We start from the raw sequence: 24,840 nt of genomic DNA on the forward strand, positions 1-24,840 counted from the left end.
GATTTTCACATCGTCTTGATCAGTCGATCGAACATCACGACGTTCTGTCACATTTCCCCGTTTTGTGACGCCGGGCGACTTGATTTCACATGCCTATATCGCGTCTTAATGGCGAGCCCGTCAGGGGCGGGAGTTTCACATCCACGATTTTTCATCCAAGGATCCAAGGAGAGGTGACATGACGTCGAAGTCGATGTGCAATGCCATGGGATTGATTGCAATGTGCCTGGCCGGATCGGCCGCTGCCGCAGGCAAACCCTTGTTCCAACCTACTGCCTATGTCAGCCGCGCCAGCACGACCGCGCTCGCCGAGCCGGCGCTGGATAACCTGTTGTCCTCGCCGTCCACTGCCGCCGTGCAGTTGGTACAAGTGGACGCCGGTGCGGTGACGCAGGGCGAAAAGCAGCTGCAGTTCGAATTGCTGGGCAAGACCATCACCGCTACCCAGGCCAAGGTCGAGGCGTTGGAAGGCGGCAACAGCGTCTGGTATGGCAACCTGTCCACGTCGGCAGGTGCGCGCATGCGCGGTCTGTCCGGCATCGATCCGCTCAACTCGGCGATCCTGGTCCGCGCCGGCGACACCATCACCGGCACCATCCGTAGTGGCGGCAAGCTCTACAGCCTGCGTCCGCTCGCCGATGGCCGTCACGTGCTGGTCGAAGTCGACGAGAGCCGCATGCCGGCCGAGCATCCGGCCGAGTACGCGCTGTTGCCGACCATCGCGATGCCGGAGAACGATCGCATCGGTATCGCCGCGGCTTCGTCGGGCACGCCGGCCACGATCCGCGTGCTGGTGGTGGCGACCAACCAGGCGGTGGCCGCATACGGCGGCAACATGCAGTCGCTGGTGCAGCTGGCGGTGGCCGAGTCCAACCAGGGCTACATCAACAGCAACGTCGGCATCACCCTGGAACTGGCGGGTTACGAGACCACCAGCTACACCGAGTCCGGCAGCTTTGATACCGATCTGGCGCGCTTCCGCGGCACCAGCGATGGCTACATGGACAGCATCCACACCAGCCGCAACACCGTCGCCGCCGACGTGGCGGTGATCGTGCTCAACAACACCAGCTATTGCGGCCTGGCATCGGGGATCGGTTCCACCGCCGCCACCGCGTTCGCTTCGGTGTACTGGGGTTGCGCGACCGGCTACTACAGCTTCGCGCACGAGATCGGGCACCTGCAGAGTGCACGGCATGACGCTGCCAGTGATTCGAGCACCACGCCGTATGCGTATGGCCATGGCTATCGCTATGGCAACAGCTGGCGCACGATCATGGCGTACGACTGCACCAGCAGCTGCCCGCGTCTGAACTATTGGTCCAACCCCAACATCTCCTATGGCGGGGTGCCGATGGGCAATGCCAGCACGGCCGACAACCAGCGCGTGCTGGTCAACACCAAGGCCACGATTGCCGGCTTCCGTTGAGTGATGGTCCCACGGCCGGCCGTTCTGGTCGGTCGTGGGATGGGAGAGGTTTCACCGTAGCGACTGCCCTTCCTCGACGAAAGCTCGGCTTCTTCCCTTCTCTCGTTTGTGGGAGAAGGGGTAGAAGCGAGGGCTCATGAAAGAACGTTGGACTCAGTCTTCTGGGCCGCACTCAACGTCGGGTAATCGATGTAACCCTGTGCGCTGCCGCCGAAGAAGCTATTGCGATGGGCTTCGTTCATCGCTGCATCGGTCCTCAAGCGTTCGATGAAATCCGGATTCGCCAGCACCATCTGGCCGTAAGCCTCCAGATCGGCCATTCCTGAGGCCACGTCGGCGCCGACCTGCTCGCGCAGGCGACCCGGGCGATTCACTATCAGCGTGCGCTTCCAGAGCGTGCGGATGTCGGCCAGCAGCGGCTCGTTGCCTTGATGCATCACGTGTAGGTAGGCCAGCCCCAGCTTGTCCAGTTCGGCGACCAGATAGCGATACAGATCCGGGCCTTGCGCGCCTTCATCGATGCCCCACAAGGTGGTGCCGGGCGAGAGGCGGATCGCGGTCCGGTCGGCGCCGATTTCCTCGGCAATCGCCGCTGCGACTTCGATCGCGAAGCGGGCACGGTTTTCGATCGAGCCGCCGTACGCGTCGCTGCGTGTGTTGGCGCTCGGCGCGAAGAACTGTTGGATCAAGTAGGCATTCGCACCATGGATTTCGACGCCGTCGGCGCCGGCTTCGATCGCGCGGCGGGCGGCATGGCGAAAGTCCTGCACGGTCTGGCGTACTTCTTCAGTGCTGAGCGCGCGCGGTGCTGGAATGTCCTGCATGCCGGTGGCGGTGAACATCCCCGTGCCCGGCGCAATCGCCGACGGCGCAACGCCCTGGCGGTGATGCGGGGTGTTGTCCGGATGCGACATGCGGCCGGCGTGCATCAACTGGATGAAGAGATGGCCGCCTCGTGCATGCACCGTGTCGGTGGTCTTCTTCCAACCGGCGACGTGCGCGTCTGTGTAGATGCCTGGCGTGGTCAGGTAGCCCTGGCCATCGTCGGAAGGCTGCGTGCCTTCGCTGACGATCAGGCCCAGGCTGGCACGCTGGCCGTAGTAGTCGGCGGCCAGCTCGCCCGGCGTGCCGTCGTACTGCGCGCGTGAACGCGTCATCGGCGCCATGACCAGACGGTTGCGCAGGGTGTAGCGGCCAACACGGATGGAATCGAACAAGCTGTTCACGATGAAATCCTCTGAATGTGATGGATGACAGAGGCGGGCTGGGGAGCTGACGCCGACAGCCTCTGATGTCGGATGCAGGCATCATCGTCCGCTTCCCATGCGGGATAAATATGATAATTTGCAGAACATTGATCCTTCAGTGGAGCAATGTAATGGAGCTGTTGAACGACATGGCCTTGTTCGTGGAGGTCGTCAAAGCCAAGGGCTTCCGGCATGCCGCCGAGGTGATGGGGATGCCGAACTCAACGGTGTCCAGACGGATCAGCGTGCTGGAAAAAGCCATCGGGTTGCGCCTGCTGCACCGGACCACACGCAAGATCGAACTGACCGAGGCCGGCCAGATCTACTTCGAGCGTTGCAAACGCATCGTTGATGAAGCCCGGCTGGCGCACGAGCAGCTCGGCGAGATGCTCGCCCAGCCAAGCGGGGTGCTGCGGGCCTCGTTGCCGGTGGATTTCGCTGTGACCTATCTGGCACCGTTGATCACCGAGTTCGCCAGTTTGTATCCCGGCATCACTTTCGACTTCGATCTGACGCCGCGCCGGGTCGATCTGGTCAGCGAGCCGTTCGATGTGGCGATCCGCATGGGCGAGTCGGAGGACTCGCAGCTGATCGCGCGCCCGTTGGCCTCACTCAAGCCACGCCTGTACGCCTCGCCGGGTTACCTCATGCGCGCCGGTGAGCCGGGCAAGCCGGCCGATCTGCAACGGCACGAGTGTCTGAACATCCTCAAGGACGGTTCGTGGACGCTGCACGATGGCAAGCGTGCCGATACGGTGTCGGTGGGCGGGCGTTTCGTGATCAACAGCGTCGGCATGATCCGGCGTCTGGCGACGCTGGATATGGGGGTGATCCTGATGCCGGAAGAAGTCGTTGCCGATGAGTTGGCACGGGGCACGCTGCGCCGGGTCATGCCCGAATGGCACGGCAAGCCGATGCCGGTCTACGCGATCACCGAAACCCGATTGCTGCCGGCGAAAACGCAACGCTTCATCGAGTTTCTGCGCGCACGCCTGGGCGGGTGATGCGTGGGTTTGTTGTCTTCCCCATCTGGGGAGATTGCGCCAACAGCGAGCGCCGGCACCTCGCAGTGCCGGGCGCATGCTTCATGCGGATCAGGCGCCGAGCGCTTCCAGACGCAGGCCATCGGCATCGGCGTACAGCACCGAGCCCTGTTCGTACCAGTCGCCCAGCACGATCCGCGTGCGCGGCAGCTCGACGACCGTCAGCGAATGGATCGCCGGGCGATGGGTGTGGCCATGGATCATCCGCTCCACGCCATAGCGCGCGAACCAGGCCTCGACCTCGGCCGGCGCGACGTCGGTGATGGTCTCGAACTGCGCGTTGCTGTCCTGCTTCAACTCGGACTGCCGAGCCTGGCTGGCGGCGCGCGCCTGCTGCGCGAAGGCGATACGCGCGGGCAGCGGCTGCGCCAGGAACTGCGCGATGAAGGCCGGATCGCGGGTCTGCGCGCGGAACGCTTGGTAGGCGGTGTCGTCGGTGCACAGCAGGTCGCCGTGCAACAGCAGCACCGGCTGGCCGTACAGATCGATCACGGTCGGGTCGGGCAGGATGCGGAAGCCGGCGCGGCGCGCGTAATCCTCGCCGACCAGGAAATCGCGGTTGCCCGGCATGAAATAGACCGGCACGCCGGCATCGGCGACTTCATGCAGTGCGGTGGCGACCGCATCGGCGGCGGGCGAGGGCGTGTCGTCGCCGATCCAGGCTTCGAACAGGTCGCCGAGGATGTACAGCACATCGGCGCTGAAGGCTTCCTCGCGCAGGAACTTCAGAAACAGCTCGGTGATCGCCGGACGCGCCGGATCCAGATGCAGGTCGGAGATGAACAGGGTGGTCATCCGGGCATTGTAAGGCAGGGGCCAGGGACCAGAGGTCAGAAGCCGGGGGAGCGCGCTTTTCCCCGGCCCCTGCCCCCCCGTCACATCCTCAGCAGCCACAGCGACAGTCCCGCCAACAACGCGCCAATTGCGGTCGCGGCGAGCACGTCGCTCGGATAATGCAGCCCCAGCACCACGCGCGAGAGCGCCACGCAGGCGGTGAACGGCACCAGCAGCGGCGCCAGCCACGGGTAGTAGGCCAGTGCGACGATGCTGAAGGACACCGCGTGCAGCGTGTGCCCGGACGGGAAACTGAACTCGTCCAGCGGGGCCACCCAGGCGCGGATGCGTGGGTGCGCGGCATATGGGCGCGGACGGCGCGTCCAGCGCTTGAGCGTCTTGTACAAGGTCAGCGCGACCACGCCGGTGGCGGCCATGTGTGCGGAGGCGCCGATGCCGTCGAGGCCATCGGCCACGATCAGCAGGCCCATCAGCGCATACCAGAACACCCCGTCGCCGAGCCGGCTGACCGCGGCGAAGAAGCGGCGCACGCGCTGCCGGCGGCACCAGCGATTGGCGAGGCGGCACCAGCGCGTTTCGCGCCCGCGCAGCAGTTCAAGCGGCGTCGACAGCATAGTGCCCCCTCGGCCCACGCAGGCCTTGCAGCATCGTGTCGAAGTCAGCGACGACCCGGTCCGGATGCAGCTTCTTCATCGCGATGTGAGCCGCTGCGCCCATCGAGCGGCGCAACTCGTCCTGGTCGGTCAGTCGCACCGTGGCCTCGATGAAGGCCTCGTCGCTGTCCACCGTCGCACCGGTCATGCCGTTGCGCAGGTGCTCACGCGCGGCGCCGTAGTCGAAGGCGACCGTGGCCACGCCGCTGGCCATCGCTTCCAGGGTGACGTTGCCGAAGGTCTCGCTGCGGCTGGGGAACAGGAACAGGTCGCCGCTGGCGAAGTGGCGCGCCAGTGCGTCGCCGCGCTGGATCCCGCAGAAGATGAAGTCCGGGTTCTCGTGCGCCAGCTTCTCGCGCAGCGGACCGTCGCCGACCCAGACGAAGCGGGCCTTGGGACGGATCTGCTGGAGCTGGCGGAACGCGCGCACCGCCAGCGGCAGGTTCTTCTCGCCGGCGATGCGGCCGACGTAGATTGCCGCGAAGCCTTCGCCCTCGATGCCCCATTCGGCACGCAGCGCCGGATCGCGGCGCACGGGATCGAACTGCAGGTTGTCCACCGCACGTGCCAGCAGGCGCACGCGCTCGAAACCGGTCTCGGTGAGGAACTGCTGCAGCTCGCGGGTCGGCACCAGCGTAGCCATGGCCTGGTTGTGGAAGCGCCGCATCCAGCGCAGTGCAGCGCCCTGCAGCCAGGCCGCGCCGTACTCGGGCAGGTATTCGTCGAAACGGGTATGGAAGCCGGTGGCGACCGGGATGCCGAGCCGGCGCGCGGCACGCACCGCCGACCAGCCCAAGGGGCCTTCCGTGGCCACATAGATCGCATCCGGCGCGGTATCTCGCCAATGACGGGTCAATCGCTGGGTGGCCGGCAGGCCGAAGCGCAGGCCGGGATAGCGCGGCAGCCCCGCGCCACGCACCAGCAAGGTGTTTTCCGGATCCTGATCGGCCACCTGGCGCGGCCGCACCACCTCGACCTGATGGCCACGCGCACGCAGGCCGGTTTCCAGCCCGTGCACGGTCAGGGCGACGCCGTTGACCTCAGGAGGATAGGTTTCGGTGACGATCGCGTAGCGCATGGCCGTTCTCCGTTTGCACAAGCTTGGCGGGGAGCGGTGGCAGCGATGTGGCGTTTTTGCGTCTGTTGAGTGACAGGCCGGGATTGGGGAGTCGGGATTGGGGATTCGTCAGAGCAGAAGCGCTTTTGCGAATCCCCAATCCCGGCTCCCCAATCCCGGCCGTTTCAAGCCACAAACGGCTTGAAAGCAATCCCCAATCCCGCCATGCCCTCGACTTCGCCGAGCAGGTCGGCGCGCAGCAGTGGGCGTGAGTCGATCCAGCTCTGCGACAGGATCAGCGAGAGCTGGTTGTCCTGTGCCTGCAGTTCCAGGGTCGGGATCGGGTCCGATTCATGGGCGCGATGCAGCAGCACCGCCAGCCGCAGCAGCGCGGCCTTGCGCTTGGCCGCCAGCAGCAGGCGGTCGGGCAGGGCGTCGAATGCGGTCTTGGAGACGTTGCGGCGGTGCGTGCGCACCAGCGCCGCCAGTACCTGCTGCTCCTGGCGCGAGAAACCGGGGATGTCGGAGTTCTCCAGCACGTAGGCGCCGTGCACGTGGTACTGGCTGTGCGCGATCATCAGGCCCAGTTCGTGCAGGTGCGCGGCCCAGCCGAGCGTACGTGCGTCGTCGGCATCCAGCGTCCAGGTCTCGGCGACCTGATCGAACAACCGCTGCGCGGTGGCGGCGACGCGGTCGGCCTGGTTCTCGTCGATGCCGTAGCGCCGCATCAGTGCGCTCACCGAGCCGTCGCGCGGATCGTCCGCACCGCCGCGGCCGAGCATGTCGTAGAGGATGCCTTCGCGCATCGCGGCCTTGCTGACCATCAGCCTCTCCAGTCCGAGTGCCTGGAACGCCGCCTCCAGCACCAGGATGCCGCCGGCGATGATCGGCCGGCGTTCCGACGACAGCCCGGGTAACAGGATGTCCTCGATGCGCTTGGCCTTCAGCAGTTCATCGCGCAGCACCGGGATCGCCTCCGCGGTGATCGCGCCCTTGGTCAGCTTCATCGCCGCGCAGATTTCGCCGATCGCCTTGTGGGTGCCGGACGAACCAACCGCCTCGTTCCATCCGATCGCGCGGTACAGGCTGGCGAACTGCTGGAATTCCGCGCCGATCTCGGTCAGCGCGTCTTTCCACTTCTTGCGCGAAAGCTTGCCGCCCGGGAAGAAGCGCCGGGTACTGGCAATGCAGCCGGCCTGCAGGCTCTCGCGTTCGAGTGTCTCCAGGCCGCGGCCGATGATGAATTCCGTGGAACCGCCACCGATGTCGATCACCAACCGGCGCTCGTCCGGCTTGGGCGGCTGCGCGTGCGCCACACCGAGATAGATCAGGCGCGCTTCCTCGCGACCGCTGACCACCTCGATGGCATGGCCGAGCGCGGCTTCGGCCGGCATCAGGAAGGTCTGCGGCGAGCGCAGCTGGCGCACCGTGTTGGTGGCGAGCGCGCGGACATGGCTGGACGGCACTTCGCGCAGGCGCTGGCCAAACCGCGCCAGGCACTGCAGCGCGCGCTGGCGCGCCTCGTTGGACAACCCGCCCTTGCCATCCAGGCCATCGGCCAGGCGCACGGTCTCGCGCAGCCGGTCCACCACCCGCAACTGCCCGAGCACGTAGCGCGCGATCACCATGTGGAAACTGTTGGAGCCCAGGTCGATCGCCGCCAGCAGATCGCCGTCCTGCAGTGGCGGGGAAGTAGGGGAAGTATTCGGCATGTCGGAAATGGTAGCCGATGGTCCGTGCAGGTCGTTAGGTCGCCTTTACACCCGCGCGGGCAGCTACACCCGCGCGAGCAGCGCCATCTGCGCCGAGTACGGCGTCTGGCCGGGCGCGGGCGTGAGTTTGTGATAGACGCCCTTGGCGTCCAGCTCCCACGCGTTGGCGTTGTCGTCCAGATAGTTCTGCAGCACCTCGCGGTGGATGCGCTGGGCCAGTTCCGGATCGAGGATCGGGAAGCAGGTCTCCACGCGTCGCAGCAGATTGCGCTCCAGCCAGTCGGCACTGGCGCAGAACAGTTCCGGATCGCCGTCGTTGCCGAACCAGTACACCCGGCTGTGCTCCAGGAAGCGGCCGACGATCGAACGCACGCGGATGTTGTCGGAAACGCCGGGCACGCCCGGACGCAGCGTGCAGGCGCCGCGCACGATCAGGTCGATCTGCACGCCGGCCTGCGAGGCCTGGTAGAGCGCACGTACCACGTGCGGCTCGTTGAGCGCGTTCATCTTGGCGATGATGCGGCCCGGCCTGCCTTCGCGTGCCAGGCGCGTCTCGCGCTCGATCCGCTGCAGCACGCCCGGGTGCAGGGTGAACGGTGATTGCAGCAGGCGCTTGAGGCGCAGCCGCGGGGTCAACCCGGACAGCTGCTGGAACAGCAGGTGCACATCGTTGCCGATGTCCGGATCGGCGGTGATCAGGCTCAGGTCGGTGTAGGCGCGCGCGGTGCCGCTGTGATAGTTGCCGGTGCCCAGGTGCACGTAACGACGCAGCTTGCGGCCCTCGCGACGCACGATCAGCAGCATCTTGGCGTGGGTCTTGTAGCCGACCACGCCGTACACCACCTGCACGCCGGCTTCCTGCAGCTTGTCGGCCAGGCCGAGGTTGGCTTCCTCGTCGAAGCGCGCGCGCAGTTCCACCACCACGGTGACGTCCTTGCCGTTGCGCGCGGCCTGCACCAGCGCGTCCAGGATCACCGAGTCCTTGGCAGTGCGGTACAGCGTCTGCTTGATCGCCAGCACGTTCGGATCGACCGCCGCCTGACGGATCAGGTCGGTCACCGCGGTGAATGCGTCGAACGGGTGGTGCAGCAGTATGTCGGACTTGGCGAGGGTCTCGAAGATGCCTTCGCTGTCGCGCAACGTGCGCGGGTTGAACGGCGTGTATTTCAGTTCCGGTCGCTGCACCAGGTCATAGACCTGATTGACGCGACTCAGATTGACCGGGCCGCTGATCCGATACACCGCATTCTCCGGCAAGCCGAAGTTCTGCAGCAGCGTACGCATGATCGGCTTGGGGCAGTCATCGGCGATTTCCAGGCGCACGGCGGGGCGGTAGCCGCGATCGACCAGTTCGTCGCGCAGTGCCAGCGCCAGGTTCTCCACTTCCTCCTCGTCCACCACCAGCTCGGAGTTGCGGGTGACGCGGAACTGGTAGGAGCCCTTGACGTCCATGCCGGGGAACATCTCATCGACGAACGCCGACAGTACCGAGGACAGGAACACGAAGTTCTGCTCGCCCTCGTCCGCCAGCGAGGGCGGCAACTGGATGATGCGCGGCAACGAGCGCGGTGCGCGCACGATCGCCAGATGCCCGGCACGACCGAACGCATCGTGGCCTTCCAGCACCACCACGATGTTGAGCGTCTTGTTGAGGATCTTCGGGAACGGATGCGCCGGGTCCAGCCCGAGCGGCGACAGCACCGGCATGATCTCGTTGCGGAAATAGGCGCGCAGCCAGCGCTTCTGGCGCGACGTCCACGAGTTGCGGCCGAGCACGCCGACGCCGGCCTCGGCCAGCGCCGGGCGCAGCACGTGGTTCCAGCAGTGGTACTGCCGTTCGACCAGATCGGCGGCGCGGTCGTGTATCGCCGTCAGGATCGCGGTCGGACTCATGCCATCCGGTGCCGGCGGCAGGCCGAACTCCTGCGCGTGGCGCACGGTGGCGGCGCGGATCTCGAAGAACTCATCCAGATTGGTGCAGGAGATGCACAGGAAGCGCAGCCGCTCCAGCAGCGGCACCTCCGTATCCATCGCCTGTGCCAGCACGCGGAAGTTGAAGTCCAGTTGCGACAGCTCACGATTGAGATAGAGCGCCGGATCACGCATCGGATCGATGGGGAGTTCGGCGGGAGGCGCGGTCTTCGGGAGTTTCTTGACGCTGGCCATCGTGCGGGTTTCAGCTCTGGGGAGGAGGCAGGATCGACATGCATGCGATCCCATCAAGGTGACTGCTTTGATATCACGCCGAACGTGACAACGGAGCGCTCGTATCGCGTGCGACCACGCGTGCGGCGCCGAAATGACAGGAGAACGTACTGCCGCGACCGACCTCGCTCTCGATGTCCAGCCGCGCCTGGTGCAAGCCGAGCACGTGCTTGACGATCGACAGGCCCAGGCCGGTGCCGCCGCTTTCGCGCGAACGGCTGCTGGAGACGCGGTAGAAACGTTCGGTCAGGCGTGGAATGTGGTTGGACGGAATGCCATAGCCGGTGTCGCGCACCGCCAGCACCGCGCCGTCGCCTTCGCGCGCGAAGCGCACCGTGACCTTGCCGCCGGCCGGCGTGTAGCGGATCGCGTTGGTGACCAGATTCGAGAACGCGCTGTGCAGTTCCTTGTTGGAGCCGAGCAGGTCGAGGTCGGCTTCGTCGACGACCTCGATCGTGTGCTTGCCCTGGCTGTGCGCCTCGGCCTCGCGCCTGAGCGTGGCCAGCATCGGCGCCATCGCCACGTGTTCCTCGCCCAGCTCCTCTTCCTGCGATTCCAGCCGCGACAGCGTGAGCAGGTCCTCGACCAACTGCGCCATGCGCTGGCTCTGCTTGCGCATCTCCGCCAGCATCGGCCCGGAGTCCGGGAAGTCATCCGGATCGAGCATGTCCAGATAGCCGTGCACCACGGTCAACGGCGTGCGCAGTTCGTGCGAGACGTTGGCGACGAAGTCGCGGCGCACCTGCTCCAGCCGCAGCAACTTGCTGACGTCGCGCGCGATCAGCAGCCAGTAGTCCTCGGAATAGGGGATCAGGCGCAGGCTCAGGCGCAGGTTCGGGTCGATCGGCGAGGGCGCATCGAGCAGCGGCTCGGCATTGCGCCCGGCCGCCAGCCAGTGCGCCAGCGGCAGCGGCTGCAGGCGTTCGACCACCGGCGCGCCGAGGTCGCCCGGATGACGCAGGCCGAGCAGCCCACCGGCGGCTTCGTTGAACCACTGCACGCGCTGGCTGTTGCGATCGACCACCACCACCGCGTCCGGCAATGCCGCCGCCGCAGCGCGATAGGTGTGCAGCATTTCCACCAGGCGGCGCTTGCGTGTGCGCATCTCGGCCTGGCTGCGATACAGCAACCGATCCAGTTCGTTCCACACGCCGGTGGCGTGCGGCGGCTCCCAGCGCTGGCGCGCGGTCAGCCGGCGCAGCACCCGCCGCAGCCGCCAGTAATGCCAGGTCAGCGACGCCAGCGACGTCAGTGCCAATGCCATCCAGACATGGCCCGTGGCCCAGCCGGCCAACAAGGCGATCAGAAGCAGCAGTGCCAGGGTGCCGAGGGTCTTGAACCAGGCGGAGCGAATGTGTTCGGGCATCTAGATCGGCACGGAGCGGCTGGAACGGCAGGCGGGCGCCTGCGGAAGCATCAGGAAGCTGCGGAGAAGCGATAACCCGAGCCGCGCACGGTCTGCACCATGTTGTCGAGCACGAACGGTTCCAGCGTCTTGCGCAGTCGGCGGATGTGCACGTCGATGGTGCGCTCCTCGACATAGACACTGCCGCCCCAGACATGGTCCAGCAACTGGGTACGGGTGTAGACGCGTTCCGGATGAGTCATGAAGAAGTGCAGCAGGCGGTATTCGGTCGGGCCGATCGGCACCGGCGTTTCGCCGGCGAACACCCGGTGCGCGGCGCCGTCGATACGCAGCTGGCCCACTGCCACGCTGCCGTCCTCGTCGTCCTCACGGGTACGCCGCATCACCGCACGGATGCGCGCCAGCAGCTCGCGTGCCGAGAACGGCTTGACCACGTAGTCGTCGACGCCGGCCTCCAGCCCGCCGACGCGATCGTTCTCCTCACCGCGCGCGGTCAGCATGATGATCGGCACCTCGCGGGTCAGCTGTTCCTTGCGCCAGCGCCGGGCCAGCTCCAGGCCGCTGGTGCCGGGCAGCATCCAGTCCAGCAGGATCAGGTCGGGGACCCGGTCGGCAATCGCGGTCTGCGCTTCACGCGCGTCACCGGCGTGCACGGGCTCGAACTCGCCCTTGCGCAGCGCGAAGGCCACCATGTCGCGGATCGCGGGTTCGTCATCGACGATCAATATGCGTTTCTGCACGCAGGACACCGTCAGGGTTTCGGATGCGTGTCAGTAGACTACGGTTTTGTGACTGAAACGTGACAAGCCCTGAACGGGGCGGCCAATAGACGACCAATAAAAAGCCTCCCGTTGCGAGACCAAAGCGCAGCTACCGCCGCGACAGCTCCGGATCCTGGATGCCCTGCCGGCGCATTTCCAGCACGGTCGGGGTGATCGCCGCGATCCGGGCATCCACGCGCGAGCGGGTCACGTAGTCCAGGTCGTCGCGCTTCTTCAGGGCCTGCAACTGCAACAGCGCCTGTTCCGGGCGTCCATTCAGGAAAGCGGCCTCGGCGTAGGCTTCGCTGGCCCGCGCGGTATCGCCGGCCAGCTCGCAGGCACGCGCATAGGTCTGCTGGAAGGTCGGGTCATCGCCCGAACGCCGCAGCAGCGGTTCCAGTACCTGTCGCGCGCGCCGGCCGGATTCGCGCGTGGCCTGCTCGTTGAGCATGTTGGCGTAGGTCAGGGCCACCGGCCGGCTGTTGGGCAGGCGCTTGAGCAGCGTTTCGAAGCGGGCGTCGGCCTGGTCGCGCTGGCCGGCCCGGGTCTGCGCCTCCGCCAGCCCAAGCTCCAGCCACAGGTTGTCGGCGTGGTCCTCCAGCAGCGCGGCGAAATCGTGCGCCGCCTCGGCCGGGCTGCCGCTGTTGCGCAGCCGCGCCAGCGCCAGCCCATAGCGCTGCGCATCGTTCAGCCCCTTGTGGGTGCCGCGACGGATGTCCTCATATTCGCGAATCGCTGCGGCCGGGGTATTGGCACTGAGCACACGCAGGCGTTCCTTGGCCCAGTCGAACTGGCCGCTGGCGCCGCGTGACTCGGTATCGAGCGGCACCCGGAACGTGGCCGGCAGCAGTGGGTTGCTGATCGCCCCGAGCGGCTCGGCCAGCGCCGGATCTGCCGGGTCGACGCGCTCCTGGCGGGTGCCGCCGGGCGTGGTGGTGGTCAGCACCACCGTGTTCTTCTTCATCTGCTCGGCGCGGGCCTTGGCCTCGCCGATGCGGGTGATCGTGACCGGGTGGGTCTGCAGATAGTCCGGCGCGCTGTAGCCGCCCTGGTTGCCACGCATCGCCAGCGACATCCGCTCGAAGAACCCGGCCATCGCGTCGACGTCGTAACCGCTGCGCGCCAGCGTGCGGATGCCGAGCCGATCGGCCTCGGACTCGTTGGAGCGGGTGTAGTTGATCTGGCGCTGCGCCATCAATCCCATCGCGCTGGTGATGCTGGCCATGGTCGCATCGCCGCTGGAGTTGCCGCCGGCCTGCTGCGCGGCGATCACCGCGGCCAGCATGCCGAGCAGGATCGGGATCTGGTCGCGCTGGGCGCGTTCCACCCCGCGCAGCACGTGCTGCTGGGTGACGTGGGCGATTTCGTGCGACAGCACCGCCGCGACCTCGTCCTCGCGCTCGGCGGTCAGCACCAGCCCGGCGTTGACCGCGATATAGCCGCCGAGCGTGGCGAAGGCGTTGATCTGGCGTTCGCGCAGCATGAAGAAAGTGAACTTCTGCTGCGGCTGGTCGCTGTTGGCGCCCAGGCGGGTGCCCATCGATTGCAGCCAGTCGTCGATCAGCGGGTCATCCAGCACGTAGCCGTAGTTGCGCAGCTCGGCCAGCATCATCTTGCCGTACTCGGCCTGGCGCGCCGGGGTCAGCAGTTCCCCGGCCGAGGAGCCGATGTCGGGCAGGCGGTTCTCCTGTGCGGGCGCGACGCCGACCGCGATGGCCAGGGTGACGGCGGCGGCGATCGGCAGAAGGCGCACACGGAACTCCGTAGGAAAGCCGCGAGCATGGCGGCGGGAAGCAATGGCCGGGTGAATCCGGAGTTAATTCACAGTGTTGCGGCCGTGACCTCGAAATTCCAGCCCGCCGCTACCATATGTGCGACATCAGAACCCACCGCGGAGTTTCCCGTGACCGAAGCGATTGCACCGAGCGAGGCGGGCAGCACCCCGCAGATCACGCTCTATTCCACCGCCGTCTGCCCGTATTGCGTGGCGGCCAAGAACTTCCTCAAGAGCAAGGGCCGCAGCTGGACCGAGGTCCGCATCGACCTGGATCCGGCCGAGCGCGACAAGATGGTCGCGCTCGCGCGCCGCACCAGCGTCCCGCAGATCTTCGTCGGCGAGGTCCACGTCGGCGGCTACGACGACATGATGGCACTGCACCGTGCAGGCAAGCTCGAGCCGTTGCTGGCCGGGCAGGCCCCGGAGGCGAACGCATGAGTGCGGACGAGCAGGAGCAGGACCGCGTTCGCGCCTTCACCGAATTCCGCCAGCGCATGAACCAGCGCATCCTGGCCGAGCCCAACCAGGTCGTGCGGCGCTTCTTTGCGCTCGACACCCAGACCTACCAGGCCGGCGCGCTCGACGTGAAGACCAAGGAGCTGCTCGGCCTGGTCGCCTCGATGGTGCTGCGCTGTGACGACTGCATCAGCTACCACGTGGCCCAGTGCAAGGAAGTCGGGGTGACCCGCGAGGAGTTCTTCGAGACCTTCTCGGTTGGCTTGGTAGTGGGCGGCTCGATCGTGATTCCGCACCTGCGCCGCGCGGTCGATTTCCTCGACCAGCTCGAAGGCGGGCAGGCAGCCGCCCCGGCCGGCCACGACCACGGCTGAGCCGGTCCCCTGCGTCGTCCCCGCGAAGGCGGGGATCCAGTGCCTTGCCCTGCAGCACCGCATATCGCCGGATTTCCGCCCATGCGTGAACGACGAGATGCTCGGCAGCGCACTTGGACCAAGGTCGGTCTGGGGCGCCAAGTCCGCTTCGGGCATAATTACCTGTGAAACCTCCTTGCGTCGTTGATCCGGATGGCCGGTCGGCGCAACCCCCCTCTGATCGGAATCCAACACCTATGACGCAGACAATCACGGTCATCCGCGGCGATGGCATCGGCCCGGAGATCATGGATGCGACTCTGTTCGTGCTCGACACGTTGAAAGCAGGGCTGCAGTACGAATTCGCCGATGCCGGCCTGGTCGCGCTGGAAAAGCACGGCGACCTGTTGCCGGAGGCCACCCTGGCCTCGATCGCCAAGAACAAGGTGGCGCTGAAGAGCCCGCTGACCACGCCGGTGGGCGAGGGCTTCAGCTCGATCAACGTCGCGCTGCGCCGCAAGTTCGACCTGTACGCCAACGTGCGTCCGGCCAAGTCGTTCCCGAACACCAAGTCGCGCTTCGCCGATGGCGTGGACCTGATCACGGTCCGCGAGAACACCGAAGGCGCCTACCTGAGCGAAGGCCAGACCGTGTCCGAGGACGGCGAGGTCGCCTTCTCCGGCACCCGTGTCACCCGCAAGGGCTCCGAGCGCATCGTCCGCTACGCCTTCGAACTGGCCAAGGCCACCGGTCGCAAGAAGATCACCGCGGTCCACAAGGCCAACATCATCAAGTCGACCTCGGGCCTGTTCCTGAAAGTCGCACGCGAGGTCGCCGCGCAGTACCCGGACATCGAGTTCCAGGAAATGATCGTCGACAACACCTGCATGCAGCTGGTGATGCGTCCGGAACAGTTCGACATCATCGTCACCACCAACCTGTTCGGCGACATCATCTCCGACCTGTGTGCGGGTCTGGTCGGCGGCCTGGGCCTGGCTCCGGGCGCCAACATCGGCACCGACGCGGCGATCTTCGAGGCCGTGCACGGCTCGGCCCCGGATATCGCCGGTCAGGGCAAGGCCAACCCGTGCGCACTGCTGCTGGGCGCGGCGCAGATGCTGGACCACATCGGCCAGCCGCAGAACGCCGAGCGCCTGCGCAACGCGATCGTTGCCACCCTGGAAGCCAAGGATTCGCTGACCCCCGATCTGGGCGGCACCGGCAACACCCTGAGCTTCGCCAAGGCGATCGCCAGCCGTCTTTGATGGTTGCCGCATGCGTGTGAAACAAGAAGGGCGCCAATGGCGCCCTTCTTGTTTCCAGCTTCTGTAGGAGCGACTTCAGTCGCGAGGAGGCTTTCCCGGCATATCCCGATCGCGATTGAACGGCCTCGGCATGCCGAGGCCACTCCTGCAAGGCGCGCGGATCAGTTGCGCGACTGCAGCTTCGACAGCAACCGCAGGAACTCCAGGTACAGCCACACCAGCGTCACCATCAGCCCGAACGCGCCGTACCACTCCATGTACTTCGGCGCGCGCTGTTCCACGCCGGTCTCGATGAAGTCGAAATCCAGCACCAGGTTCAGCGCCGCGATCACCACCACGAACAGGCTGAAGCCGATGCCGATCACGCCGGACTGGTGGATGTACGGGATGCTGATGTTGAAGAAGCCCAGCACGATCGTCGCCAGATACACCAGCGCAATGCCGCCGGTCGCCGCGACCACGCCCAGCTTGAAGTTCTCGGTCGCCTTGATCAGGCCGCTGCGATACGCCATCAGCAGCGCGAACAGGGTGCCGAACGTCAGCAGCACCGCCTGGAACACGATGCCGTTGAAGCGGGCCTCGTACACCGCCGAGATCGAGCCGAGGAAGAAGCCTTCCAGCAGCGCGTACAGCGGCGCGGTGACCGGTGCCCATTCCTTCTTGAAGATGGTGATCAGCGCGAATACCAGTCCACCGATGGCCCCGCCCATCATGTACAGCGATGCTGCCGGCAGCGGCATGCCATCCGGGCCCACGGCCTGGTACCAGGCGAACGCCGCGGTCAGCAGGGCCAGCAGCAGGAGGCCGGCGGTCTTGTTGACGGTGCCGCTCAGGGTCATCGTCGCGCCGTCGCGCGTGACGACCGCGCCGCTGCCGATGTCGAGGAACGTTGATTCCTGGAGTGCGGGATTTCCGCTGCGCATCATGCCTGTTTCTCCCTGTGAGCCTGGTGGCCGGCGAGGTGCCGGTCGTTGTCCTCAAGCATAGCCGATGAGACAAAATCGAAATCCGCGATTGACATCGGTCCGCGTGATTCATCAGAATAGCCGACCTTATCGAGCCCTCGGGCAAGACAAGGGTCCGTTCCGCCGGGGTATAGCGCAGTCTGGTAGCGCGCCTGCTTTGGGAGCAGGATGTCGGGGGTTCGAATCCCTCTACCCCGACCACTCCGCTTCCGGGTGTTGCGGGATGCGAGTCCGGTCCGGGCGCCCGTAGCTCAACTGGATAGAGCACCGGCCTTCTAAGCCGGCGGTTACAGGTTCGATTCCTGTCGGGCGCGCCATCGGGCGAGTCGGGCAGGTGTAGTCAGGTTTCAGTGGTGGCTGTAGCTCAGTTGGTTAGAGTACTGGATTGTGATTCCAGATGTCGGGGGTTCGAGTCCCCTCAGCCACCCCACTGAAACTTCCTCGATGTTCCACGAAAGTGTTGCAATCGAGGAAAAACGTCCTATAATGGACGACTAAGTTTCAGGGCCGTTAGCTCAGTTGGTAGAGCAGTTGACTCTTAATCAATAGGTCCAAGGTTCGAATCCTTGACGGCCCACCAAATAGAAAGGCATCCGCAATGCGGGTGCCTTTTTCTTTGCAGGTGTCCCTGCAACAATACGCGCCGCCGTGGGTAGGCGCGGTTTAGCGAAAGTGGCGGAATTGGTAGACGCCCTGGATTTAGGTTCCAGTGCCGCAAGGCGTGGGGGTTCGAGTCCCCCCTTTCGCACCATCTCGATCAGGCATCCGGGCCTCGCCCGCGCCGCTGGCAGCGGCCGCCGTAATCGGCGAAACTACAGGGCTCCGGCGGACGTTCGTCCCCGTTCGTCAACCCGTTCTCTTTCATTTCGTGCCGTCGCCAGGGGCGACGGTGGCAGGAGTCAACATGCAAGCATCGATCGAATCGACCGGCAATCTGGAACGCCGACTGACCTTCACCCTGCCGGAAGATCGTCTGCAATCCCATGTCGGCGGCCGCCTCAGCGAAATCGCGCGTACCGCGCGGATCAAGGGTTTCCGTCCGGGCAAGGTGCCGACCAAGGTGATCGAGCAGCGTTTCGGCTCGCAGGTCCGCGCCGAGGCGCTGGACGGCCTGCTGCGCGAGACCTTCGATTCGGTGGTGCGCGAGCACGACCTGCGTATCGCCGGTGCGCCGCGCATCGATCGCGCTGGCGAAGGCGAGCTGGATTTCATCGCCACCGTCGAGCTGGTGCCGGATTTCGGCGAGGTGGACGTCGCCAAGCTGAACGTGATTCGTCATGTCGCCGATGTCAGCGATGCCGACATCGACCAGATGATCGAGAACCTGCGCCTGCAGCGCCGTACCTGGCAGCCGGTCGAGCGCGGTGCGCAGGCCGGTGATCTGGTGGCGCTGGAGACCTGGTCGCAGGCTGGCGATGAGCGCCTGCCGGCCGAGGGTGTCGAGAAGGGCAGCAGCATCATTGGTTCGGGCGTGATGTTCGAGCAGATCGAAAAGGGCCTGGAAGGCCTGGCCAAGGGCGAGGAGAAGACCCTGTCGGTCGATTTCCCGGCCGAGTGGCGCGTGCCGCAGCTGGCCGGCAAGACCGTCCAGGTGCACGTCAAGGCGGTCGAGGTTTCCGAGCCGGTGCTGCCGGAGGTGGACAAGGCGTTCATCAAGAGCTTCGGCGTCAAGGCAGGCGAGGCCGAGCAGTTCCGCGCCGACATCCGTTCCAACCTGGAGCGCGAGCTGAAGGGCGCGCTGATGAACCGCCTGCGTCGCGAGGTGGGTGAGCAGTTGATCGCTGCCTACGCGCACATCGAACTGCCGCCGCGCCTGGTCGAGGGCGAAGCCCGTTCGATGCTGGCCCAGCAGGTCGAGCAGATCCGCCGCAGCGGCCGCGATCCGGGCCCGGTGCCGGCCGACGCCTACCAGGGCTTCACCGATGCCGCCCGCAAGCGCGTGCTGGTCGGCCTGCTGGTCGGCGAGGTTGCCCGTCGCAACGAGCTGCGTCTGGATCCCAAGCGCGTGAACGAGACGCTGCGCCTGATCGCCTCGACCTACGAAGAGCCGGAACAGGTCATTGAGATGTACCGCAACGATCCCCAGTTGATGGGTGGGCTGCAGAGCCGTGTGATGGAAGAGCAGGTGATCGACTGGATCGCCGAGCGCGCCCAGCACACCGAGCAGACCCTGTCGTTCCAGGAGGCGATCCGCCAGTAAGGTGGATTGCTTGAAAGAAGAACGGACCCGGCGCAGGCCGGGGCCACAACAGGAAGATCGATGAGCATTGAGACGAAAGCCCTGAACCTGGTGCCCATGGTGGTCGAGCAGACCAGTCGCGGCGAGCGCGCGTACGACATCTATTCGCGCCTGCTGAAGGAGCGGATCATCTTCCTGGTCGGCCCGATTGACGACCATGTGGCCAACCTGGTGGTGGCGCAGCTGTTGTTCCTCGAGGCCGAGAACCCCGAGAAGGACATCAGCCTGTACATCAACTCGCCCGGTGGCGTGGTGACGGCCGGCCTGGCGATCTACGACACCATGCAGTTCATCAAGCCGGACGTCAGCACCATGTGCATCGGCCAGGCTGCCAGCGCCGGTTCGATGCTGCTGATGGCCGGCGCCAAGGGCAAGCGTTACGCGCTGCCGAACTCGCGGGTGATGATCCACCAGCCGTCCGGCGGTGCGCAGGGGCAGGCCACCGACATCGAGATCCAGGCGCGGGAAATCCTCTATCTGCGTCAGCGTCTGAATGGTCTGTACGCGCACCACACCGGTCAGCCGATCGAGCAGATCGAGCGCGACATGGAGCGCGACCGCTTCCTGAGCGCCGAGGGCGCCAAGGAATACGGCCTCATCGATGAGGTGATCGATCGCCGCTCCGACGAGTCGATTCAGCCCTCTTGATCGGCCAAGTGCTGGAAAAAGCAGGCAAATCCGGCAGGGTCGGGCATGGACTGGCGTCCTCCCGACCCTGTGCTATTCTCGAATCGAACCCCCGTTCATCGGGTGGGGTAACTGGGTAACAGAAGCATGAGCGAAGACCGCCAAGGTCGTTCCGGCGACAGCAACAAGATTCTCTACTGCTCGTTCTGCGGTAAGAGCCAGCATGAGGTCCGCAAGCTGATTGCAGGTCCAAGCGTGTTCATCTGTGATGAGTGCGTCGAGCTCTGCAACGACATCATTCGCGAGGAGCTGGAGGAGAAGGCGCAGTCGGCCCGTTCCAGCCTGCCCAAGCCGAAGGAAATTCTTGAGGTTCTCGACCAGTACGTGATCGGTCAGCTGCGTGCCAAGCGCACGCTCGCGGTGGCCGTGTACAACCACTACAAGCGTATCGAGAGCCGCAGCAAGAACGACGACGTCGAGCTGGCCAAGTCCAACATCCTGCTGGTCGGTCCGACCGGTTCGGGCAAGACGCTGCTGGCCGAGACGCTGGCGCGCCTGCTCAACGTGCCGTTCACGATCGCCGATGCGACCACGTTGACCGAGGCCGGCTACGTCGGCGAGGACGTGGAAAACATCATCCAGAAGCTGCTGCAGAAGTGCGACTACGACGTCGACAAAGCGCAGCAGGGCATCGTCTACATCGATGAAATCGACAAGATCTCGCGCAAGAGCGAGAACCCGTCGATCACCCGCGATGTGTCCGGCGAAGGCGTGCAGCAGGCGCTGCTGAAGCTGATCGAGGGCACCGTGGCCTCGGTGCCGCCGCAGGGCGGGCGCAAGCATCCGCAGCAGGAATTCCTGCAGGTGGACACCAAGAACATCCTGTTCATCTGCGGCGGCGCGTTCGCCGGGTTGGACAAGGTGATCCAGCAGCGCTCCAACGATTCCGGCGGCATCGGTTTCGGCGCCAAGGTGAAGAGCTCCGAGCGCAAGCAGGAAGTGGGCAAGATCCTGGCCGAGGTCGAGCCTGAGGACCTGATCAAGTTCGGTCTGATCCCCGAGTTCGTCGGCCGCCTGCCGGTGGTCGCCACGCTCGAGGAACTGGACGAGCCGGCGCTGATCAAGATCCTGACCGAGCCCAAGAACGCCATCACCAAGCAGTTCAAGAAGCTGTTCGAGATGGAGAACGTGGAGCTGGAGTTCCGTCCCGATGCGCTGTCGGCGATCGCCAAGAAGGCGCTCAAGCGCAAGACCGGCGCGCGCGGCCTGCGCACCATCGTCGAGTCGGTGCTGCTGGACACGATGTACGAGCTGCCTTCGCAGGAAAACGTCAGCAAGGTCGTGGTCGACGAGTCGGTGATCGAACACAAGTCCGAGCCCTACCTGATCTACCAGAGCCCGCCGCCGCCGGCCAAGGTCGCTTCCGGCGACTGAGCCCTGTTAAGGATTGTCGCCGTCTTCGTAACTGGTTGAGCGGAAAGGACAATTCGAAAGCTACTTGCAAGCCTGCGCCGATGGCCCCATAACGGGGCCATCGGCATTTTCATGCCCCCGAATTCCTTACTCCGGAGCCCCCATGGCCCAGGCCCAAACCGAAGTTCTCGACCTGCCGGTATTGCCGCTGCGCGACGTAGTGGTGTTCCCGCACATGGTCATTCCGCTGTTCGTCGGCCGCGACAAGTCGATGCGCGCGCTCGAGCAGGCGATGGAGGCGGACAAGCGCATCCTGCTGGTGGCGCAGAAGTCGGCCGAGACCGACGACCCGATCGCCGGCGATCTGTATGAGGTCGGCACGCTGGCGCAGGTGTTGCAGCTGCTCAAGCTTCCGGACGGCACGATCAAGGTGCTGGTCGAGGGCCTGACGCGCGTGCACGTGGACAAGGTGATCGAACGCGACGGCGCACTGCAGGGACGCGGCACCGAAATCGTTTCGATCGATGCGCGCGAGCCGCGTGAGGTCGAGGCGGTGGCGCGTTCGCTGATGTCGCTGTTCGAGCAGTACGTCAAGACCAACCGCAAGCTGCCACCGGAGCTGCTGCAGACGCTGGCCGGCATCGATGATCCGCGCCGTCTGGCCGACACCATCGCCGCGCACATCGGCGTGCGTCTGGCCGACAAGCAGCGCCTGCTGGAAACCACCGACGTCGGCGAGCGGCTTGAACTGCTGGTCGGTCTGGTCGATGGCGAGATCGATGTGCAGCAGCTGGAAAAGCGCATCCGCGGCCGGGTCAAGTCGCAGATGGAGAAGAGCCAGCGCGAGTACTACCTCAACGAGCAGATGAAGGCGATCCAGAAGGAACTTGGCGACCTCGACGATGCCCCCGGCGAGCTGGAAGAGCTGGCGCGCAAGATCGCCGAAGCCGGCATGCCCAAGCCGGTGGAAACCAAGGCCAGGAACGAGCTCAACAAGCTCAAGCAGATGTCGCCGATGTCGGCCGAAGCCGCGGTGGTGCGCAACTACCTCGACTGGCTGCTGGGCGTGCCTTGGAAGAAGCGCACCAAGGTCCGCAAGGATCTCAAGGCGGCGCAGGAAACCCTGGACGCCGATCACTACGGCCTGGAGAAGGTCAAGGAACGCATCCTCGAGTACCTCGCGGTGCAGTCGCGGGTGAAGCACATGAAGGGCCCGATCCTGTGCCTGGTCGGGCCGCCGGGCGTGGGCAAGACCTCGCTCGGCCAGTCGATCGCCAAGGCGACCAACCGCAAGTTCGTGCGCATGTCGCTCGGTGGCGTGCGTGACGAGGCCGAGATCCGCGGTCATCGCCGCACCTATGTCGGTTCGATGCCGGGCCGTCTGGTGCAGAACCTCAACAAGGTCGGCAGCAAGAACCCGCTGTTCGTGCTCGACGAGATCGACAAGATGTCGATGGATTTCCGCGGCGATCCGTCCTCGGCGCTGCTGGAGGTGCTCGATCCGGAGCAGAACCACACCTTCAACGACCACTACCTGGAAGTCGATCTCGACCTTTCCGAAGTGATGTTCGTGGCGACCTCGAACTCGCTGAACATTCCCGGCCCGTTGCTGGACCGCATGGAAGTCATCCGCATCCCGGGTTATACCGAGGAAGAGAAGCTCAACATCGCCGCGCGCTACCTGGTGCCCAAGCAGTTGAAGGCCAACGGCTTGAAGCCGGAAGAACTGGCGATCGAGGAAGGCGCGATCCGCGACATCGTGCGCTACTACACGCGCGAGTCGGGCGTGCGCAATCTCGAGCGCGAGGTCGCCAAGATCTGCCGCAAGGTCGTCAAGGAAATCGCACTGGCGGGGCCGCAGCCGGTCAAGAAGGCCGTGGCCAAGAAGAGTGCGAAGAAGCCCAAGGCACTGGTGGTGGTCGATGCGTCCAACCTGGACAAGTACCTGGGCGTGCAGCGCTTCGATTTCGGGCGCGCCGAGGAGCAGAACGAGATCGGCCTGGTCACCGGCCTGGCCTGGACCGAGGTCGGCGGCGATCTGCTGCAGATCGAATCGACGCTGGTGCCGGGCAAGGGTCAGCTGATCCTGACCGGCCAGCTCGGCAACGTCATGAAGGAATCCGCATCGGCGGCGCTGTCGGTGGTGCGTTCGCGCGCTGCCGGGCTCGGCATCGACGTGGATTTCCTGCAGAAGCAGGACGTGCATGTGCACGTGCCGGACGGCGCCACGCCGAAGGACGGACCGAGTGCGGGTGCCGCGATGGTGACCTCGCTGGTCTCGGTGCTGACCAAGGTGCCGGTGAAGTCGGACGTGGCGATGACCGGCGAAATCACCTTGCGTGGCCGCGTGTCGGCGATCGGTGGATTGAAGGAAAAGCTGCTCGCCGCGTTGCGTGGCGGCATCCGCACCGTGCTGATCCCGGACGAGAACCGCAAGGACCTGGCGGACATCCCGGCGAACGTGACGCGTGACCTGAAAATCATCCCGGTGAAGTGGATCGACGAGGTGCTGGACCTGGCACTGGAGTCGCCACTCAAGCCCAAGCGCATCAAGGAAAAGCCACGCAAGGCGGCGGGCACGGTGGCCGTGCGGCGCAAGTCCAAGCCGTCCCAATCCACGCGCGTCAAGCACTGATCAGGCGCGCTGGCAAGACCCTGAAAGCAGCCAAAACCCGCGCCGTTATTGGGTTTTGGCTTGCTTGTGCCTGACCCCGCTGGTATAAAAGCACGACTCGCGAAGGCGGTTTCTGCTGCGTTCGTCGATTACAGAATGTTGTCGGGATTTCACTGCCGGTTACGGCAGGAAGGCCGATTGTCGATTCCGCGGCATAGACCGCACCAGGAGTTCAAAAGAATGAATAAAACCGAATTGATCGACGGCGTCGCTGCCGCTGCTGACCTGTCCAAGGCCGAAGCCGGCCGTGCCGTCGATGCGGTCGTGAGCGAAATCAGCAAGGCGCTGAAGAAGGGCGACACCGTGACGCTGGTGGGCTTCGGTACCTTCCAGGTGCGCGAGCGCGCCGAGCGTACTGGCCGTAACCCGAAGACCGGTGACACCATCAAGATCGCTGCTTCGAAGAATCCTTCGTTCAAGGCTGGCAAAGCCCTGAAGGATGCCGTAAACTAATCGACTCGCTAGGGTGCTTAGCTCAGCGGTAGAGCGTCTCCCTTACAAGGAGAGGGTCGGGGGTTCGAAACCCTCAGCACCCACCAAAGCACCAGTAGCAAGGTTTCAAGCGCGGAGCGGTAGTTCAGCTGGTTAGAATGCTGGCCTGTCACGCCGGAGGTCGCGGGTTCGAGTCCCGTCCGCTCCGCCAGTAGCATGAAGCCCCTGAGAGATCGGGGGCTTCGCTTTCTTCGAAGGGGTGACCCTGGGGAAAGCAACAAGGTTTTCGAAAACGGAGCGGTAGTTCAGCTGGTTAGAATGCTGGCCTGTCACGCCGGAGGTCGCGGGTTCGAGTCCCGTCCGCTCCGCCA

The 24,840-nt window shown here is 65.3% G+C and carries 20 protein-coding genes and 8 tRNA genes; 18 read left to right on the forward strand and 10 right to left on the reverse strand.

Annotated elements, in window-relative coordinates; translation table 11 throughout:
• Positions 1-178: 178 nt before the first annotated feature.
• Positions 179-1,429, forward strand: a complete 1,251-nt coding sequence (locus AC3WJE_RS08070) for a zinc-dependent metalloprotease (protein ID WP_493730264.1) — start codon at positions 179-181, stop codon at positions 1,427-1,429.
• 134 nt (positions 1,430-1,563) lie between these two features.
• On the opposite strand, the gene AC3WJE_RS08075 is transcribed toward AC3WJE_RS08070, so the two are convergent.
• Positions 1,564-2,655, reverse strand: a complete 1,092-nt coding sequence (locus tag AC3WJE_RS08075; RefSeq protein ID WP_493730265.1) for an alkene reductase — start codon at positions 2,653-2,655, stop codon at positions 1,564-1,566.
• A gap of 152 nt (positions 2,656-2,807) precedes the next feature.
• Between AC3WJE_RS08075 and AC3WJE_RS08080 the strand changes: the two genes are divergently transcribed.
• The gene (locus AC3WJE_RS08080) at positions 2,808-3,680 is read left to right on the forward strand and encodes a LysR family transcriptional regulator (RefSeq protein ID WP_493730266.1); all 873 of its coding nucleotides are present in this window, start codon (positions 2,808-2,810) and stop codon (positions 3,678-3,680) included.
• Positions 3,681-3,770: 90 nt separating this feature from the next.
• On the opposite strand, the gene lpxH is transcribed toward AC3WJE_RS08080, so the two are convergent.
• The 8 genes from lpxH to AC3WJE_RS08120 form a co-directional block, all read right to left on the reverse strand.
• Positions 3,771-4,514: a UDP-2,3-diacylglucosamine diphosphatase gene (gene lpxH, locus AC3WJE_RS08085; protein WP_493730267.1), complete on the reverse strand. Its 744-nt coding sequence runs from the start codon at positions 4,512-4,514 to the stop codon at positions 3,771-3,773.
• Between the two features lie 80 nt (positions 4,515-4,594).
• Complete coding sequence (locus tag AC3WJE_RS08090; RefSeq protein WP_493730268.1) at positions 4,595-5,128, reverse strand: phosphatase PAP2 family protein; 534 nt, start codon at positions 5,126-5,128, stop codon at positions 4,595-4,597.
• Positions 5,109-6,245: a glycosyltransferase family 4 protein gene (locus AC3WJE_RS08095; protein ID WP_493730269.1), complete on the reverse strand. Its 1,137-nt coding sequence runs from the start codon at positions 6,243-6,245 to the stop codon at positions 5,109-5,111. The genes AC3WJE_RS08090 and AC3WJE_RS08095 overlap by 20 nt, the downstream gene beginning before the upstream one ends.
• A gap of 164 nt (positions 6,246-6,409) precedes the next feature.
• Positions 6,410-7,936 (reverse strand): exopolyphosphatase, encoded by a 1,527-nt coding sequence (gene ppx / locus AC3WJE_RS08100; RefSeq protein WP_493730270.1) that lies wholly within the window; start codon positions 7,934-7,936, stop codon positions 6,410-6,412.
• Between the two features lie 63 nt (positions 7,937-7,999).
• Positions 8,000-10,102 carry a polyphosphate kinase 1 gene (gene ppk1 / locus AC3WJE_RS08105; protein ID WP_493730271.1) on the reverse strand — a complete coding sequence of 701 codons (2,103 nt, stop codon included), beginning with the start codon at positions 10,100-10,102 and terminating at the stop codon, positions 8,000-8,002.
• Between the two features lie 73 nt (positions 10,103-10,175).
• Complete coding sequence (phoR, locus tag AC3WJE_RS08110; RefSeq protein WP_493730272.1) at positions 10,176-11,507, reverse strand: phosphate regulon sensor histidine kinase PhoR; 1,332 nt, start codon at positions 11,505-11,507, stop codon at positions 10,176-10,178.
• A 50-nt stretch (positions 11,508-11,557) separates the two neighbouring features.
• On the reverse strand, positions 11,558-12,247 hold the full coding sequence (phoB, locus tag AC3WJE_RS08115) for a phosphate regulon transcriptional regulator PhoB (RefSeq protein ID WP_493730273.1): 690 nt from the start codon (positions 12,245-12,247) through the stop codon (positions 11,558-11,560).
• 130 nt (positions 12,248-12,377) lie between these two features.
• Positions 12,378-14,021, reverse strand: coding sequence for a M48 family metalloprotease (locus AC3WJE_RS08120; protein ID WP_493730274.1), 1,644 nt, complete (start codon positions 14,019-14,021; stop codon positions 12,378-12,380).
• A gap of 150 nt (positions 14,022-14,171) precedes the next feature.
• On the opposite strand from AC3WJE_RS08120, the gene grxC reads away from it, so the two are divergent.
• From grxC to AC3WJE_RS08135, 3 genes are all read left to right on the forward strand, one after another.
• Entirely contained in the window at positions 14,172-14,483 is a 312-nt protein-coding gene (grxC, locus tag AC3WJE_RS08125; protein ID WP_493730275.1) for a glutaredoxin 3, read from the forward strand.
• Positions 14,480-14,875: a carboxymuconolactone decarboxylase family protein gene (locus tag AC3WJE_RS08130; protein ID WP_493730276.1), complete on the forward strand. Its 396-nt coding sequence runs from the start codon at positions 14,480-14,482 to the stop codon at positions 14,873-14,875. Before grxC ends, AC3WJE_RS08130 begins: the two co-directional genes overlap by 4 nt.
• 236 nt (positions 14,876-15,111) lie before the next feature.
• The gene (locus AC3WJE_RS08135) at positions 15,112-16,119 is read left to right on the forward strand and encodes an isocitrate dehydrogenase (RefSeq protein ID WP_493730277.1); all 1,008 of its coding nucleotides are present in this window, start codon (positions 15,112-15,114) and stop codon (positions 16,117-16,119) included.
• Between the two features lie 161 nt (positions 16,120-16,280).
• On the opposite strand, the gene AC3WJE_RS08140 is transcribed toward AC3WJE_RS08135, so the two are convergent.
• Complete coding sequence (locus AC3WJE_RS08140) at positions 16,281-17,045, reverse strand: Bax inhibitor-1/YccA family protein (RefSeq protein WP_493730278.1); 765 nt, start codon at positions 17,043-17,045, stop codon at positions 16,281-16,283.
• 163 nt (positions 17,046-17,208) lie between these two features.
• Here AC3WJE_RS08140 and AC3WJE_RS08145 point away from each other — a divergent pair.
• From AC3WJE_RS08145 to AC3WJE_RS08205, 13 genes are all read left to right on the forward strand, one after another.
• Positions 17,209-17,285: transfer RNA gene (locus AC3WJE_RS08145), tRNA-Pro, on the forward strand.
• Positions 17,286-17,324: 39 nt separating this feature from the next.
• Positions 17,325-17,401: transfer RNA gene (locus tag AC3WJE_RS08150), tRNA-Arg, on the forward strand.
• 36 nt (positions 17,402-17,437) lie between these two features.
• Positions 17,438-17,514, forward strand: a tRNA-His gene (locus tag AC3WJE_RS08155).
• 74 nt (positions 17,515-17,588) lie between these two features.
• Positions 17,589-17,664, forward strand: a tRNA-Lys gene (locus AC3WJE_RS08160).
• Positions 17,665-17,750: 86 nt separating this feature from the next.
• Positions 17,751-17,835 (forward strand) — tRNA-Leu (locus tag AC3WJE_RS08165).
• Positions 17,836-17,988: 153 nt separating this feature from the next.
• Positions 17,989-19,284 carry a trigger factor gene (gene tig, locus AC3WJE_RS08170; protein WP_493730279.1) on the forward strand — a complete coding sequence of 432 codons (1,296 nt, stop codon included), beginning with the start codon at positions 17,989-17,991 and terminating at the stop codon, positions 19,282-19,284.
• Between the two features lie 60 nt (positions 19,285-19,344).
• Positions 19,345-19,971, forward strand: a complete 627-nt coding sequence (clpP, locus tag AC3WJE_RS08175; protein WP_493730280.1) for an ATP-dependent Clp endopeptidase proteolytic subunit ClpP — start codon at positions 19,345-19,347, stop codon at positions 19,969-19,971.
• Between the two features lie 126 nt (positions 19,972-20,097).
• A complete protein-coding gene (clpX, locus tag AC3WJE_RS08180; protein WP_493730281.1) occupies positions 20,098-21,384 on the forward strand; it encodes an ATP-dependent Clp protease ATP-binding subunit ClpX in 1,287 nt (428 codons plus the stop codon).
• A gap of 142 nt (positions 21,385-21,526) precedes the next feature.
• Positions 21,527-23,998 carry an endopeptidase La gene (gene lon, locus AC3WJE_RS08185; protein WP_493730282.1) on the forward strand — a complete coding sequence of 824 codons (2,472 nt, stop codon included), beginning with the start codon at positions 21,527-21,529 and terminating at the stop codon, positions 23,996-23,998.
• 135 nt (positions 23,999-24,133) lie between these two features.
• Complete coding sequence (locus AC3WJE_RS08190) at positions 24,134-24,490, forward strand: HU family DNA-binding protein (protein ID WP_493730289.1); 357 nt, start codon at positions 24,134-24,136, stop codon at positions 24,488-24,490.
• Positions 24,491-24,501: 11 nt separating this feature from the next.
• Positions 24,502-24,576 (forward strand) — tRNA-Val (locus tag AC3WJE_RS08195).
• Positions 24,577-24,603: 27 nt separating this feature from the next.
• Positions 24,604-24,680: transfer RNA gene (locus tag AC3WJE_RS08200), tRNA-Asp, on the forward strand.
• An 83-nt stretch (positions 24,681-24,763) separates the two neighbouring features.
• A tRNA-Asp gene (locus AC3WJE_RS08205) sits at positions 24,764-24,840 on the forward strand.

The sequence above is a fragment of the Pseudomonas sp. GW821-FHT07E12 genome (assembly GCF_058986605.1).

Bases quoted from the DNA above. Each gene is read 5' to 3' on its own strand.
- lpxH (WP_493730267.1), bottom strand. From the start codon at position 4,514: ATGACCACCCTGTTCATCTCCGACCTGCATCTGGATCCGGCGCGTCCG.
- clpP (WP_493730280.1), top strand. From the start codon at position 19,345: ATGAGCATTGAGACGAAAGCCCTGAACCTGGTGCCCATGGTGGTCGAG.
- AC3WJE_RS08190 (WP_493730289.1), top strand. From the start codon at position 24,134: ATGTTGTCGGGATTTCACTGCCGGTTACGGCAGGAAGGCCGATTGTCG.
- AC3WJE_RS08135 (WP_493730277.1), top strand. From the start codon at position 15,112: ATGACGCAGACAATCACGGTCATCCGCGGCGATGGCATCGGCCCGGAG.
- AC3WJE_RS08140 (WP_493730278.1), bottom strand. From the start codon at position 17,045: ATGATGCGCAGCGGAAATCCCGCACTCCAGGAATCAACGTTCCTCGAC.
- phoR (WP_493730272.1), bottom strand. From the start codon at position 11,507: ATGCCCGAACACATTCGCTCCGCCTGGTTCAAGACCCTCGGCACCCTG.
- ppk1 (WP_493730271.1), bottom strand. From the start codon at position 10,102: ATGGCCAGCGTCAAGAAACTCCCGAAGACCGCGCCTCCCGCCGAACTC.
- clpX (WP_493730281.1), top strand. From the start codon at position 20,098: ATGAGCGAAGACCGCCAAGGTCGTTCCGGCGACAGCAACAAGATTCTC.
- AC3WJE_RS08080 (WP_493730266.1), top strand. From the start codon at position 2,808: ATGGAGCTGTTGAACGACATGGCCTTGTTCGTGGAGGTCGTCAAAGCC.
- AC3WJE_RS08090 (WP_493730268.1), bottom strand. From the start codon at position 5,128: ATGCTGTCGACGCCGCTTGAACTGCTGCGCGGGCGCGAAACGCGCTGG.
- lon (WP_493730282.1), top strand. From the start codon at position 21,527: ATGGCCCAGGCCCAAACCGAAGTTCTCGACCTGCCGGTATTGCCGCTG.
- ppx (WP_493730270.1), bottom strand. From the start codon at position 7,936: ATGCCGAATACTTCCCCTACTTCCCCGCCACTGCAGGACGGCGATCTG.
- AC3WJE_RS08095 (WP_493730269.1), bottom strand. From the start codon at position 6,245: ATGCGCTACGCGATCGTCACCGAAACCTATCCTCCTGAGGTCAACGGC.
- AC3WJE_RS08070 (WP_493730264.1), top strand. From the start codon at position 179: ATGACGTCGAAGTCGATGTGCAATGCCATGGGATTGATTGCAATGTGC.
- AC3WJE_RS08130 (WP_493730276.1), top strand. From the start codon at position 14,480: ATGAGTGCGGACGAGCAGGAGCAGGACCGCGTTCGCGCCTTCACCGAA.
- tig (WP_493730279.1), top strand. From the start codon at position 17,989: ATGCAAGCATCGATCGAATCGACCGGCAATCTGGAACGCCGACTGACC.